The following is a 13,033-nucleotide window of genomic DNA, read 5'->3' on the forward strand; positions in this document are numbered from 1 at the left end:
CACCGCCTCATCATCATCCGGGTAGGTTTCCAACACGCTTTCACAGCTGTGATGCATGTGGGGCATGGCGGCATCGAGCACGGCCTGGATGTCCACCTCCTCGGCCTGCGCTATTCCAACATATGCGATCAGACATGCCGGAATGCATATCGCGGCTTTCAGGTTGTTGAGCATGTTTCAAGGTCCTTCACGTTGACTGAGGGATCAGACGTTCACTTCTTGACAGCGCCGGCGATCGCACCGACGACCGCGCCACTGCGCGCACCAGAGCTGCCACCGACCAGCGCGCCAACGCCCGCGCCGATCGCAGCGCCTCCGATGGTGTTCTTGACCTGCCGTTTGCCCGCGTCCGCCGGCAAGGCCAGGGAAAGGCTCATGATCAGGGTGAGCACGAGGCCGGCAATCAGGGTTTTTCGATTCAGATCCATGGGTGAGTCCCCCTCTCGTCTACGCCAACGGGCGTCACAATGCATTCTGGGGGCTTGCGGAAGCGTGCGTGCTGATTCCGAAAACCCATGAAAAAGATTAGCATAGCATTGGCGATCATTTTGCGACAGAATACAGTATGGCTGTTCCCATGGTGAATCTCATCGAGTTCAGGCACGTCCTCGACCTGCTCGATGGAATTGCCTCTCCGGCGATAGTGAACCGGGCGCTGCGGGCGGAAGGACTGAGCAGGAACGTGCTCGCCCAAGATGTTGGCTTTCTGCCCTACGATCTCGAGGCCCGCGTGATCGAGCGTGTCGCTCGGACCCTTGGGGACGCAACGCTGGGCACCCACCTCGCACAGCGGTTCGACTACTCCAGCTACGACGCTTACGCGCGCTATGTTCTGGGTGCGAAGGATCTGGAAGAGGCCCTCTACCGAGGCCGCCGCGCGTTCGCTCTGACGCATCCCGGTTCGGAAATCCTGCTGCGTCGCCAAGAGGGGCACGTGCTGGTAGGCCGAAGGACCGAGTTGACCACAGTGGTTGGACACCGCCACCTCGACGACGGCGCGATCGTGATCATCGGTGGGGTGATCCGACACTTCCTCGGTCCCGATTGGCGCCCGGCATGGGTCGAATCCACAGGGACGGATTCCGTCAGCACGACCTATCTACAGCAGACGATCGGGGCGCCGGTCCGCGCCGGTTCCGAGATGCCTGCTCTGGCGATCTCGGAGAGCGCACTGTCCGCTCCGAACCCGAACCCGCCTGGTTCACATCAGCGGGTCGGGTTCATCGAGCTTCCATCACTGATGCGGGTGGATCCGCCCGAAACGATGACGTCGGCGGTGGACCAGGTGCTGCGCACGCAGTTCGTGCTCGGGGACCTGTCGGAGGAGAGCGTCGCGAGCCGCCTGTCGCTGGGCCGGCGCAGCCTGCAACGCGCGCTTAAGACGGAAGCGACGTCGTTTCGGGAGGTAAAGGCAAAGTTCCTTGAACAGCGTGCCCGCGCCCTTCTGGCCGAGTCCGATCTGGACGTTCCGACCATCGCACGCGCCCTGGGCTACGACGAGCCCCACAGTTTCCGCCGCGCTTTCCGCACATGGACAGGCCTTACGCCCCATGCATACAGATTGGCCGTGCGCGAGAAATGAGCAAGGACGAGCCGCCAAAGGAGGAGACATGACCGATATCGAGGCGGCTGACCTCTACTCGGGTTTAACCGAACCACTCTTGCCGTTTTCAACCCTCGTCGACGAGGCCATGGCGATCGGCATGGCGTTCCTGACGGCCGACCTTCTCGAAGAGCCGGGGCTCACCGAGTTGCAGACACGGATCCTCACCTATGCGCAAACGCGGCTCGTGGCCCAGGGCAATACGGCGATCCGCGAGGCGTGGAACGAGTTCCTTGCGCGCACGCTCGCGGCGCAGGCAGAGATCTAGCCTGCGACGTTGCAGGCGCTCGACACCGAGCCATCGGATCCGATCCGCGCCGTGGTGGCCCGAAGCTTGACGGACATACTCGACGCGCACACGAAAAGGATCGCAGCCGCCGTAGAGCAGATCCCGCCGCCGGCGAAACTGATGATCGTGCTCGTCGACGTCTTCGCCATTTTCATCGTCGGCAACCACTTGAGACCAGCGCACCTCCTGGACGGACTGAAAACCGCGAAGATAAAATGCAGGGTCGCAGGGTCCCGAAACTAGGTCCGTCGCACGTGTCGCAACGAACGGCTCAAATGGCGAACGTCCGATTTCCGTTCCATCTCAACGAGCGCCACTGGTATCGAAGTGTTCAGGTTACCAGTAAGAAAAGCAGTTTTATTTCAACGCGATACAAGCTCTGCACCAAATCGTCGTAGTCATCAGGTTCAGAGAATTTCGGCCTCAGAGAAAGGGTTCAAGCCAGATTCAGCGGATCGAGGTGAATAGCCCAATCGCTACAACCCTTGAAAACAAAGGGAAATTCTGGGGATGCCCGCAGGCGGAGAAACATTTGGTGAGGTCAGGTGGCGGAGCGGACGGGATTCGAACCATCAAGACGCAAACTGCGTCGGGTGTGACAGGTTCGTCAATTTCCAATCGCGACTTCACGACGAGGAGGCGACCCCGGTGTCGTCCAAGGCTTCCTTGTCCGGCAGGTCTTGCAGGCTCTCCAGGTCGAAGGCCACGAGGAATTGCTCGGTCGTCACGAATGTATAGGGCGCGCCACGCCGGGGCGCCCGTGGGCCGGTTCCGATCAGACCACGGGCATGCAACCGGCCGATCAGGTCGCGGCTGATTTCCTTGCCGAAGATCTCCTTCAGCCCGTCGCGCGTGACCGGCTGGTGATAGGCGATGGCGGCGAGAACCGCGACGTCGAACGCGCGCAGATCGAGGGCCTGATCGCCCACATCTGCCGCCGCCCGGATCGCCGGCGCGTAGGCTGTCCGCGTCCGGAACATCCAACCCCCGGCGACCTGGACAATCTCGAAGGCTCGCCCCTCCAGATCGGCGGCGAGATCCTCGACCAGCACCTCGACCGAGGCCCCCTGCCCCACCACGCGTGCCAGGTCCTCGCGCGGCACCGGTGTGGCGGAGGCAAACAGCACGGCCTCGATCCGACGCATCCATTCCCGCCAGCGCAGCTCGGGTGGCAGGTCGGCAAGTTCGCGGTCAAGTTCCGGCTCCGATCTGTCCTTGGCCGACTTTGATGGTCGCATGTCCGAACCTTGAGCCCGGTTCCCACTTTCGCTGGACATGCTCATCGCTACACCCCGTAGAGGCGGAACGTATCACGCCCGGTCAGCTCGCGCACCGCGCCAAGCGCAACCAATCGGTCGCAGAACCGACGCGCGGCGCGATCCGATCGCAGCGACGTCAGTGCCGTCGGGGCGACAGCGTCGCGGGTGAGGAACAGGGCAACGGCCTCCTCCGCGCCCTTGGCCCGCAACCGTGGCGCCACCTCTCGTAGCCGGATCGCGCGGCGCGTCAGATCAGCAGCGTCCCGCGCCGCCTCGGAGGCTGCCGTTCTGATCGCCCGATGGCAGGCCAGCCGCAGCGCGTCACCCGTCTTTTTCAGATCAGCGCGCTTGAGACCAAGGGCGAGGAGGGGAACGACGTGCCCCCACCCAAGCGTCTGCGCCAGCGCTGCCTCGGCCAACAGCAGTGCGGTGGCGTGGTCGCGTGGGCGATCCTCGAGAACGGTCTGCAGCACGGCCGCGGCGCGCGGAACCGGTGCCCCCTGCCCCGCTTCCAGCCAGGTCGCGATCTGATCTTCATCCACCTGCGGCAGCGCGCGTTTCAGCGCCTTGACCGAGACCGGCCGCTCCACGGCCCGTTGCCACGACAGACAGACCTCACCGGCCGGTCCCGGCAGATCGCCAGGCTGCAGGAACGCGACCGCGTCCCGCAAGGCCCCTGCCCGCTCGGGCCGCCCCGACAGGATCACGCAGGCCTCTGACGCGCGCAGGGCCAGGCGGGCGCGCAACAAGCTTTGGGGGAGGTCCGGCCGGTTCACCACAAGATGCAGGTGGCCCAAGGCGGCACCAGACAAAAACGCAACATCTTCAATGACTTCAGCCCGCGCAGAGGTGACCCAGGAGGGCATTCGGCGTAGTGTCTCAAAGTCGTCCCGAGCATATGTCATGACACAACACTAGTCTCTGCCGGCGCTTTCGTCCACAATATGATGTGTAAACCGCCTCGACTTGCAGTTCATGTACATGTCCAATAAATTTGCATTATCGGACATAATTTTGTAACCACGTAATCGACCCAGTTTCTGCGCCGGGATCAGTGGAACATGCCCCCAGAGAGCGAGAAATCGACACCGGCACTGCCTGATGAACGCGATGATCCTCCTGTCAGCGGGAAGGACCGGGAAGATATCGCCCTGCCCTCCCACGTCGCCGGATCCGGCGCCCTCGACCGGTTGGTGAACACGGCCCGCGATTTTGCCCGCGCGGCGACGGCCGAGAACACCGCAAAGGCCTATGCTGCCGACTGGAAGCATTTCGCGCGCTGGTGCCGGTTGAAGGGCACCGAGCCTCTGCCTCCGTTACCAGAAGTGATTGGCCTCTACCTTGCCGATCTGGCGTCCGTGTCTGGCCCCTCCCCTGCCCTCTCGGTCTCGACCATTGACCGGCGCCTCTCTGGTCTCGCTTGGAACTACGCGCAGCGCGGGTTCACTCTGGATCGAAAGAACCGCCACATTGCCACCGTGCTTGCGGGCATCCGGCGCAAGCACGCGCGACCGCCAGTGCAGAAGGAGGCGATCCTGGCCGAGGACATCCTTGCCATGGTCGCCACCCTGCCCCACGATCTGCGCGGGCTGCGCGACAGGGCCATCCTGCTGCTGGGATATGCCGGTGGGCTGCGACGCTCTGAAATCGTCAGCCTGGATGTCGGCAAGGACGACAGCCCGGATTCCGGTGGCTGGATCGAGATCATGGGAAAGGGCGCGCTGCTTACTCTCAACGCGAAAACCGGCTGGCGCGAGGTCGAGATCGGGCGGGGATCCTCGGACCGGACCTGCCCTGTGCACGCTCTCGAACGATGGTTGCATTTTGCCAGGATCGAGTTCGGGCCGGTCTTCGTCGGAACCTCTCGCGACGGCAAACGTGCGCTCGAAACGAGACTGAATGACAGGCACGTTGCGCGCCTGATCAAGCGGACCGCGCTCGACGCTGGCCTGCGTCCGGACCTGCCTGCGAACGAACGTATCGCCCTGTTCTCAGGCCACTCCCTGCGCGCCGGTCTCGCCAGTTCGGCCGAGGTCGACGAGCGCTATGTCCAGAAGCATCTCGGCCACGCCTCGGCCGAGATGACCCGCCGCTACCAGCGCCGCCGCGACCGGTTCCGGGTGAACCTGACCAAGGCCGCGGGGCTGTAAGCCGACTTACCGCGGCGAAGTACTATTCTTCGAGTTCCCGAAAGAAGGCCGCGATGGCGCGTTCCAGTTTCACACGGTCAATGGCGGAAAAATCCTGCTCGGTCCGCAATTCCAGCTTACCCTGCGACGCGGTGCATTTGGCGACACCCTCGTCGGTCGAGACCTGGAAGGTCGTGCGCGCCTTGCGGGGCCGCGCCGGGCTGGCACCGGTATTACCCGTGGGTAAGGTCCCTGCCCCGCTATCCGTCACGAATCCGCGCAAGATCGCGATCTCTTGCGCCGCATCGCGACCCGGTGCGGCACGCAGGGCGTGGACGATGTCGGACACCAACTCCGGCTCTCGGTCCAGCCTACGCTTGAGATCGACGCCCAGGTTGCGCGGAATGTCGGCAGGATGTTCCAGCAACTTGTCGAACCGGGCCAACAGATCGGCAAAGGCACGGATATAGCTGCGCTTGGTATAGCTGGCGGATTTGAACAGGATCGCCACCGCCTCGCCCGCATCGGCGCAATCGTTGGCCGGGTCTTGCGCATAGCGCCGCGCCAGTTCGGCCATCTCGGCAAAAGAGATATCCTTGCGGATCAGGTTCTCATCCACCATCCGGCGATACGTCGTTGCCGTGTCATCGCTGAGCGGGGTAATCCCGGCGGGGATCGTGCGATAGATCTCCTCGCCCGTTTCATCGAGCAGCGCACGGTAGGCCAGAAGGCGCCGCATCCCCTGGATCAGCTCATAGCGGCCATCGCTTCGTGCCTCGACCCGGATGGGGTTGCTGAGACCGATTTCGCGGATCGAGGTCTTGAGCTCATCCAGCGCGTCGTCCAATCCGGGCTTGCGGTCGCGAACCAGCTTTTCGGTCACAACCTCCTCCAGCGGAATTCGCCCGGTGACCAGCCCTTCGCGCTTGAGCTGCACAAACTCCTTGGCAAGGCGGTCATTCTCGGCTCTGATCGCCTGTTCCGCCTCGCGCCGGGCCTTGAGCGCACCGGCATTCTCCGAGATGGCCGAGGCCATGGGTCCGCGGCGTGCCAGTGCACGGTCGGGCACCTTGCCGACCTCCATGTCGTCGACGCCGGGCACCTCGATATCGAAAACTCTCCGCTTTCTGCTCATCTCGTCTCCTCCATCTGCTCCCACGCGCCGGTCAGGACGTCGCGGAATTCCTCGTAGGCCCGGTCAAAGGTCGATCGTGCGCGGCGCCAGGTCTCGCGCGTCATCTCTCGGTAATCCATCTCGTAGACCGAGCTGAGGAACCGACCGGACTGTTCAACTGCACGAGTCATCTCGACCGGGTGCTGGGCCACGTGTCCGTCAAAAACCTTGTTGAAAGCTTCCTGCATCGCGCGGTGCAGGTCGTTGCCCGGTTCGAACCGGGTCAAAAGGAACCGGATATCGAGGAAGGATTTGGGAAGGTTGGTCTTACCCATGGGTAAGGTGTCATCGAACCCGGCGGCCAGATCCTCCAACGCCTCCGAGAGCTGCCCGATGAAGGACGTGGTGGAATCATATTCCCAGTAGCCGGGACCGGACGGGATATAGAGAACATCGGCGGCAAAGACCGCGTTCATCGACTGGTAGCCAATCGCCGGCGGACAATCGAACAGGATCAGGTCATAGCTTTCATCAGGGATCTGGTCGAGATAGCGCGATACGGCAGCGAAGAAGGACCATTCGGGATTCAGGTGTCGGTACTGGGCGCTGGCGAACTCGACAAAGGCCGCGTTGGCGCAGGAGGGGATCGCGTCGATGGTCGGCCAGGAGGTCGGCTTGATGAAATCGGTGATCCTCAGCTCTCCCAGACCAAGCCCGGTGATCGAACTGGGAAGGTGGCGGCGGGGCAGGGCGGTTCCCGATTCCGCACCCTGTGGTCCAGCATTCATCCGCTCGGTTTCACGGATCAGGTCGCGTGCCATGATACCCCAGACCGTGTGCTCCTCGGAAACATCGGTCAGGCCCATCGAATGGCTGAGCGTCGCCTGTGGGTCGAAATCGACCACCAGCACGCGATACCCGTCCAGCGCGGCCGCGTGAGCGAAATGCAATGCCACGGTCGACTTGCCTGCGCCGCCCTTGAAGTTCGCAATCGCCGCGCGCACCGCACGCTTTCCGGTCGGACGAGGGGGCATCAGGCTACGCTTGTTGAAGCGCAGGCGTCGGCGCAATTCGTTGACCTCTTCCAACGAGAACCACCGCTGCCGGCCATCAGGCTCGACCTCGCCAGCGGGTAGCGACGGGTCGGCCGAGAGCTTGCCGCGAAAGGTCGACTGGTTGATACGAAAGATCAGCTCCGCCACTTCCCAGGACGAAAAGCGACGGAGAGTCTTTTCCATCTGCGGCGAAAAGGTCTGCTGCCTGATCCAGCCCTGCAACTTGAGAGAGCGGTTCTGCAGCGTGCTCAGATCCTCATGCGTGTACATTTTATATCCTTGGCCTCGTTCCTTGCTGGACGGTTTTCCGCCCTTGACCGGAAATTACGGCTGATTTGCCAAATTTGCAAAAGGTATTATCCTTCGGTTACGGTATTACCCACGGGTAAGAAAACCGCCGGAAAACCTGCCCCTTCCGCCCACTGGGCGATTCGCGCGGCCAATACAGCGCAGGATCACTGGAACACAAAATATGGGGGACATGATTCGCCCATTCGCCAGGATTGGGGGGACATTTTCGGCCAAAGAGGGGACACACAGGATGTCCCCCTTCACCATAGATTCACCTATCTTTTGATTTTGAGGCTGATTGGGGCACAGTTCGAAGGGCTCACATCGACCGGTGGGTTGACAGAATCGAAAGGATGGACGCAAATAATCCACAAGCTCGGAAAAGCGTTTGAAACGCAGGCAATAACGGGCAACGAGGCGGTGGAGCAGCCATGCAGATGGTCAAACCGGTCGGGCGAAATGCCCCGGCCCTAAAGTATGATATCCTCTCGGCGCTTGGGGTACATGCCCTGGCCGGAGACAAGCATCATCAGCGGTTGGTCCTGCGACTGATGGTTCTAATCACGACGCGCTACAACTGGCAAAGCAACGAACTGTCGATCGGGCGAGCCGAGATCGCTCGGCTGTGGTCGGTGGACGAGCGCACAGTGAAACGCGAGATGGCAAAGCTGCGCAATGCCGGTTGGCTACAGGTCAAGCGTCCCGCGGCGCGGGGCAGGGTGGCGGTCTATGAGCTGTCATTGTCCACGGTGCTGGCTGCGACGCGGGAGATCTGGGGCGCCATAGGGACGGATTTCGAAGCGCGCATGGATCAGGGCAAGGATGAGCCTTCGCAGAGCACCGACCCCAAGGTGGTGCCGCTTCGTCGGAAACCGGCTGCCACCGTCGAGGGGCTTTGGGGGGACGTGTTGAAGACGCTCGCCACACGAGAGGCCGACCTGACAGAGACCTGGTTTTCTCTATTGTCAGAGGCGGAGCACCGCGACGGCCGCGTTCTGTTGCTGGCCCCTTCGCAATTCATCGCGGACTACATCTCCCAGCACCTCGGGAGGCGTTTGCTGGCCGCCTATACGCAACATGACCCGACGGTGCGGCAAGTGGTCGTTGTCGCCGGGGTCTGACCGCATCTGGAAGAGCCGGGCAGTGGCGGGCATCTCTATTGTCAGACACTAATGTTCCTGACATGCCTTCAAGCAGGTTGATGGTTTTCACTGCAAACCGCGGAGTTTCCCGGTCATTGCAGTGTCTTTCGTTTGCCCGAAGCGCCTTAGTCAGTGAAACCGCGCGCCGGTCGGGTTGGCGCCTGAAGATATGGCGACCCTACGTTAACCTGTTGATAATTGGTGCTTCCCTACCGCATTGTGCCGCAACGTCGTGATCCGGAACCGCTTGACCGCGTAATCCTGATTCGTGTCCGGGTCAGCCAGTTTCATATGCTGCAGCGCGGCGGAAAACCTTCGGGTTTCATCCATTGACAGACTGGCAGAAACACGCTCACATCCGGTTAATGTCCGACGATAGCGGAGCGACCGATGACATTTCGAGTGGCCGAAACCACCATGGTCCGTCAGCCGGGCGCGTTGGTGCGTCAAGCGCGGCGCAGGGGAGTCCGGTCGCGATGAGCCTGACGCCGAAACCCATCCAGGCCAGCTATGCCTATCAGCAGATCGCCGAGGAGATCGAAGCGCAGATCATGCGCGGAGATCTGAAACCCGGCGATCCGTTGCCGGGCGAGGCCGAGCTGGCGGCGATGTTCGGCGTGACGCGTTCCACCGTTCGCGAAGGGCTTCGGCAGCTGGAAAGCGACGGGTTGGTGCGGCGACCGTCGCCAAGGCGGCTTGAGGTCACGGTTCCGCAGGCAGACCAGCTGACGACGCGGTCGGGGCGCGCGATGGCCTTGATGAAAGTTACCTTTCGCGAGCTGTGGGAGGTCACGATGGTGACCGAACCGCTTGCGGCCAGGATCGCGGCGGAGCGTGCCTCGGATGACGATATCGAGAGGCTTCAGGAATTGCATTCCGACCTTGTCGCGGCCGAAGGGCAAATGGCCCGCACGATCAAGCTGGACGAGTTGTTCCACATGCGCGTCGCCGAAATAGGGGGCAACCGCGTGCTTGCCCTAGCCCGCGAGCCGATCTCGCTGTTGCTGTTTCGCGGGTTTGCGCAGATCGCGCCATACGCCACCAAGTTCTACAAGCGCCAGATCGAGGCGCATTCCAACATCATCGCCGCAATGCGGGATCGCGACAGCGAGCGGGCCGAGAAATGGGCCCGCATGCATATCGAGGATTTCTGGCGCGGGGCTCAGATTGCCGGGCTTGAAGATGCCATCGCCCTCAACCCCCGGTCCCTGTCATAGGATGATGTGATGAGTTTCGAGACCCTTGGCGTCGAGACAGACGACGGTGTCATGACATTGACGCTGAACCGGCCCGACCGGCTGAATGCCTTTACCCGACCCATGCTGGACGAGATGCTGTCCGTGCTGGACATGGCCGATGCCGATGACGCGGTGCGCGCCGTGATCGTGACCGGGGCAGGGCGCGCCTTTTGCGCAGGCGTGGATCTGGATGATCCAGACGCCTTTACAGCGGCCCAGATCGATCCGGGCGAGACCGACCCGGAAAAGTGGGCCGATCCCGGCAACAGGGACATGGGCGGGATCCTGGCATTGCGGCTGTTCAACTGCCTCAAGCCTGTGATCGCTGCGGTCAACGGGCCTGCGGTGGGTATCGGCGCGACGATGCAGCTGCCGATGGACATCCGGTTAGCGTCTGAAAAGGCGCGGTTCGGCTTTGTCTTTGCGCGTCGCGGTATCGTGCCCGAGGCAGCGTCGAGCTGGTTCCTGCCGCGCCTCGTCGGAATGTCGCAAGCGCTGGAATGGAGCTATACGGGCCGTGTCTTCGGTGCGGAAGAGGCGCTGGCCGGTGGGCTCGTGCGGTCCGTTCATGCGCCCGAAGACCTGTTACCGGCAGCAATGCAGATCGCCCGGGAGATTGCCGATCACGCCGCACCCATCTCGGTCGCGCTGACGCGACAGATGATGTGGCGCATGGCCGGGGCATCGCATCCGATGGAGGCGCATCGCGTCGACAGCCGCGCCATCGTTGCGCGCAGCTGTTCCGAAGACTCCGCCGAGGGCGTGGCGAGCTTTCTTGAAAAACGAGCCCCCGCTTTCCCGAACACGGTTTCGACCGACATGCCCGGATTTTTCCCATGGTGGGACGAACCCGGCTGGAAATCAGAGTAGGTCATGACAGACAAAATCCTGATAGAGCGCCACGGGCCGGTCACGACCCTGAGGCTGAACGACCCCGAGACGATGAACGCGATTACCGCGGACATGGCGAACGGGCTGCATGACGCGATCAAGTCCGAGGTCGCCGAAGGCGCGCGTGCGCTGATCCTTGCCGGTAGCGAGCGGGCATTTTCGACCGGCGCCAACCTAAAGGCGGCGATCCCAGGCGATCTTGGCTCCTTCGACGCGGGAGAGACGCTGGAGCGGGATTACAACCCGCTGATGCTGACGATCCGTGACCTGGAGGTGCCGCTGATCTCGGCGGTGCGCGGTGCGGCGGCGGGTGTCGGTGCCTCGCTTGCGCTGGCCTGCGATTTGATCGTGGCGGGGCGCGACGCCTATTTTCTCGAAGCATTTGCCCGGATCGGCCTTGTGCCGGATGGCGGCGCGACATGGCTGCTGACCCGTGCCGTGGGCCGCGTCCGCGCGATGGAGATGATGTTGCTGGCCGAGAAAATCGACGCGACCAAAGCCCATGAATGGGGTCTGGTCACCCGGCTGGCCGACAAGGATGCCGAGGCAGAGGCGCTGGAACTGGCGTCGCGGCTGGCGCAGGGGCCGACGCGTGCCTACGGTCTGATCCGGCGCGCGGCATGGGCTGCAGCGGATCAGGATTTCGAGGCCACGCTCGTCACCGAGCGCTTGCTTCAGAAACAGGCCGGGAACGGTCCTGATTTTGCCGAAGGGCTGGATGCCTTTCTCCGGAAACGGAGCCCGAACTTTCACAAATAACGGACCGGACAATCCTTGGAAGGTCGTTAGCAGAAGCGCCATTGGTCCGCCTGGACCAACGGCACACATGGATGTCTCAACGGGAGGAAAGAGACCATGAACACTTCGATCAAAACCCTTGTCGCAGGCGCCTCGATGTTGGCGCTGGCCGGCGCGGCGCACGCGCAGCAGCTGACCTTTGCCGGCGGGTGGCCCCCCGGTTCGGCACCCACGGGCATGCTGGAGAAATTCGCCGACGCCGTCGAAGAGAACTCGGGCGGCGATGTCACGGTCCGTGTCTTTCCGCTGTCGCTGCTGAGCTTTGCCGAGTCCAATGCGGGCGTTCGTGACGGCATCGCGGACATGACCGTGAACCTGACGCCCTATTTCCCGGCGGAGTTCCCCAACCTCAACATGCTGGCCGAGTTCTCGGAACTGGCCGAGCTTGAAGAATTCGCAAGCGAGATCAGCTCGACCGCTTTTGCAGGCGCGCTGTCGGAATACGTGCTTTTGAATTGCGACGACTGCCAGAAGGAGGTCGCCGACCAGAACCAGGTCTATCTGGGGGCAGCGTCGACCACGTCTTATGTGCTGCAATGTGTCGTACCGTTGGAATCGGCTGCCGACCTGGAAGGCAAGCGCATCCGTACGGCAGGCGCGTATTGGGCCCGCTGGGCCGAGAGCGTGGGCGCGGTTCCGGTTTCGATCTCGGTCAACGAGACGCTCGAAGGTCTGAACCAGGGCGTTGTGGACTGCACCGCCTCGAACACCGCCGACTTTGTCAATTTTGGTTTCATCGACGTCGTGAAATACGTCTATCTTGGCCTGCCCGGCGCGCAGTTCACGGTCCCCGTGACCATGAACCGGGACACCTGGGGCGGCATGGATGCCGAGACCCGCGGCGAAATCCTGCGTGCATCGGCCGACCTGGTGGCGGACATCACGTGGGTCTATATCGAGGAAGCACGCGCCGGCAAGGAACGCGCACCGGGATTGGGCATCGAGTACACCGACGCGCCGCAGGACATGGTTGACGGCAACCGCGCCTTCATTGCGTCGGACAAGGATGCGGTGGCCCGGATCTACGAAGAGCGTTTCGGCCTGACCTCGGGCGACGAAGCCAGCACCGCGATCCGTGAACTGATGGGCAAGTGGACCGAGCTGACCAAGGACGTCTCGAACGGCGACGAGCTGGGCGAGATCTACTGGAACGAAGTCTTCTCGAAAGTGGACACCGCTTCCTACGGTCAGTGATCCCCGACCTTCGTGACCTGGCCGGACGTA

At 62.6% G+C, this 13,033-nt stretch carries 13 protein-coding genes; 8 read left to right on the top strand and 5 right to left on the bottom strand.

Features of this window, described 5'->3' with window-relative positions:
* Positions 1 to 212: 212 nt before the first annotated feature.
* A complete protein-coding gene (locus ACFORG_RS02965) occupies positions 213 to 428 on the bottom strand; it encodes a hypothetical protein (protein ID WP_386733902.1) in 216 nt (71 codons plus the stop codon).
* A gap of 137 nt (positions 429 to 565) precedes the next feature.
* On the opposite strand from ACFORG_RS02965, the gene ACFORG_RS02970 reads away from it, so the two are divergent.
* A complete protein-coding gene (locus ACFORG_RS02970; protein ID WP_386733903.1) occupies positions 566 to 1,582 on the top strand; it encodes a helix-turn-helix domain-containing protein in 1,017 nt (338 codons plus the stop codon).
* A 28-nt stretch (positions 1,583 to 1,610) separates the two neighbouring features.
* The gene (locus ACFORG_RS02975; RefSeq protein WP_386733904.1) at positions 1,611 to 1,871 is read left to right on the top strand and encodes a hypothetical protein; all 261 of its coding nucleotides are present in this window, start codon (positions 1,611 to 1,613) and stop codon (positions 1,869 to 1,871) included.
* A 647-nt stretch (positions 1,872 to 2,518) separates the two neighbouring features.
* Here the strand turns inward: ACFORG_RS02975 and scpB are convergent.
* Together scpB and ACFORG_RS02985 are read right to left on the bottom strand one after the other, a co-directional pair.
* The gene (gene scpB / locus ACFORG_RS02980) at positions 2,519 to 3,130 is read right to left on the bottom strand and encodes an SMC-Scp complex subunit ScpB (RefSeq protein ID WP_386733905.1); all 612 of its coding nucleotides are present in this window, start codon (positions 3,128 to 3,130) and stop codon (positions 2,519 to 2,521) included.
* 47 nt (positions 3,131 to 3,177) lie between these two features.
* Positions 3,178 to 4,056: a DUF1403 family protein gene (locus ACFORG_RS02985; protein WP_386733906.1), complete on the bottom strand. Its 879-nt coding sequence runs from the start codon at positions 4,054 to 4,056 to the stop codon at positions 3,178 to 3,180.
* 156 nt (positions 4,057 to 4,212) lie between these two features.
* Here ACFORG_RS02985 and ACFORG_RS02990 point away from each other — a divergent pair, with 156 nt between their 5' ends.
* On the top strand, positions 4,213 to 5,301 hold the full coding sequence (locus tag ACFORG_RS02990) for a tyrosine-type recombinase/integrase (RefSeq protein ID WP_386733907.1): 1,089 nt from the start codon (positions 4,213 to 4,215) through the stop codon (positions 5,299 to 5,301).
* Positions 5,302 to 5,323: 22 nt separating this feature from the next.
* On the opposite strand, the gene ACFORG_RS02995 is transcribed toward ACFORG_RS02990, so the two are convergent.
* A complete protein-coding gene (locus ACFORG_RS02995) occupies positions 5,324 to 6,415 on the bottom strand; it encodes a ParB/RepB/Spo0J family partition protein (RefSeq protein ID WP_386733908.1) in 1,092 nt (363 codons plus the stop codon).
* A complete protein-coding gene (locus tag ACFORG_RS03000) occupies positions 6,412 to 7,719 on the bottom strand; it encodes an AAA family ATPase (RefSeq protein ID WP_386733909.1) in 1,308 nt (435 codons plus the stop codon). Before ACFORG_RS03000 ends, ACFORG_RS02995 begins: the two co-directional genes overlap by 4 nt.
* A gap of 452 nt (positions 7,720 to 8,171) precedes the next feature.
* Here ACFORG_RS03000 and ACFORG_RS03005 point away from each other — a divergent pair, with 452 nt between their 5' ends.
* The 5 genes from ACFORG_RS03005 (at position 8,172) to ACFORG_RS03025 (ending at position 13,003) form a co-directional block, all read left to right on the top strand.
* A complete protein-coding gene (locus ACFORG_RS03005) occupies positions 8,172 to 8,861 on the top strand; it encodes a hypothetical protein (protein ID WP_386733910.1) in 690 nt (229 codons plus the stop codon).
* A gap of 497 nt (positions 8,862 to 9,358) precedes the next feature.
* Positions 9,359 to 10,099, top strand: a complete 741-nt coding sequence (locus tag ACFORG_RS03010; protein ID WP_386733911.1) for a FadR/GntR family transcriptional regulator — start codon at positions 9,359 to 9,361, stop codon at positions 10,097 to 10,099.
* Between the two features lie 9 nt (positions 10,100 to 10,108).
* Complete coding sequence (locus ACFORG_RS03015; protein ID WP_386733912.1) at positions 10,109 to 10,990, top strand: crotonase/enoyl-CoA hydratase family protein; 882 nt, start codon at positions 10,109 to 10,111, stop codon at positions 10,988 to 10,990.
* Positions 10,991 to 10,993: 3 nt separating this feature from the next.
* Complete coding sequence (locus tag ACFORG_RS03020) at positions 10,994 to 11,770, top strand: enoyl-CoA hydratase-related protein (RefSeq protein WP_386733913.1); 777 nt, start codon at positions 10,994 to 10,996, stop codon at positions 11,768 to 11,770.
* 96 nt (positions 11,771 to 11,866) lie between these two features.
* Complete coding sequence (locus ACFORG_RS03025; protein ID WP_386733914.1) at positions 11,867 to 13,003, top strand: C4-dicarboxylate TRAP transporter substrate-binding protein; 1,137 nt, start codon at positions 11,867 to 11,869, stop codon at positions 13,001 to 13,003.
* Positions 13,004 to 13,033 lie beyond the last annotated feature (30 nt).

It is taken from the genome of Lutimaribacter marinistellae (assembly GCF_042648365.1).
Taxonomy (GTDB): domain Bacteria; phylum Pseudomonadota; class Alphaproteobacteria; order Rhodobacterales; family Rhodobacteraceae; genus Lutimaribacter_A; species Lutimaribacter_A marinistellae.

Excerpts from the sequence above, each read along its gene's own strand:
- ACFORG_RS02965 (WP_386733902.1), bottom strand. The coding sequence starts at position 428 with ATGGATCTGAATCGAAAAACCCTGATTGCCGGCCTCGTGCTCACCCTG.
- ACFORG_RS02970 (WP_386733903.1), top strand. The coding sequence starts at position 566 with ATGGCTGTTCCCATGGTGAATCTCATCGAGTTCAGGCACGTCCTCGAC.
- ACFORG_RS02975 (WP_386733904.1), top strand. The coding sequence starts at position 1,611 with ATGACCGATATCGAGGCGGCTGACCTCTACTCGGGTTTAACCGAACCA.
- scpB (WP_386733905.1), bottom strand. The coding sequence starts at position 3,130 with ATGCGACCATCAAAGTCGGCCAAGGACAGATCGGAGCCGGAACTTGAC.
- ACFORG_RS02985 (WP_386733906.1), bottom strand. The coding sequence starts at position 4,056 with ATGACATATGCTCGGGACGACTTTGAGACACTACGCCGAATGCCCTCC.
- ACFORG_RS02990 (WP_386733907.1), top strand. The coding sequence starts at position 4,213 with ATGCCCCCAGAGAGCGAGAAATCGACACCGGCACTGCCTGATGAACGC.
- ACFORG_RS02995 (WP_386733908.1), bottom strand. The coding sequence starts at position 6,415 with ATGAGCAGAAAGCGGAGAGTTTTCGATATCGAGGTGCCCGGCGTCGAC.
- ACFORG_RS03000 (WP_386733909.1), bottom strand. The coding sequence starts at position 7,719 with ATGTACACGCATGAGGATCTGAGCACGCTGCAGAACCGCTCTCTCAAG.
- ACFORG_RS03005 (WP_386733910.1), top strand. The coding sequence starts at position 8,172 with ATGCAGATGGTCAAACCGGTCGGGCGAAATGCCCCGGCCCTAAAGTAT.
- ACFORG_RS03010 (WP_386733911.1), top strand. The coding sequence starts at position 9,359 with ATGAGCCTGACGCCGAAACCCATCCAGGCCAGCTATGCCTATCAGCAG.
- ACFORG_RS03015 (WP_386733912.1), top strand. The coding sequence starts at position 10,109 with ATGAGTTTCGAGACCCTTGGCGTCGAGACAGACGACGGTGTCATGACA.
- ACFORG_RS03020 (WP_386733913.1), top strand. The coding sequence starts at position 10,994 with ATGACAGACAAAATCCTGATAGAGCGCCACGGGCCGGTCACGACCCTG.
- ACFORG_RS03025 (WP_386733914.1), top strand. The coding sequence starts at position 11,867 with ATGAACACTTCGATCAAAACCCTTGTCGCAGGCGCCTCGATGTTGGCG.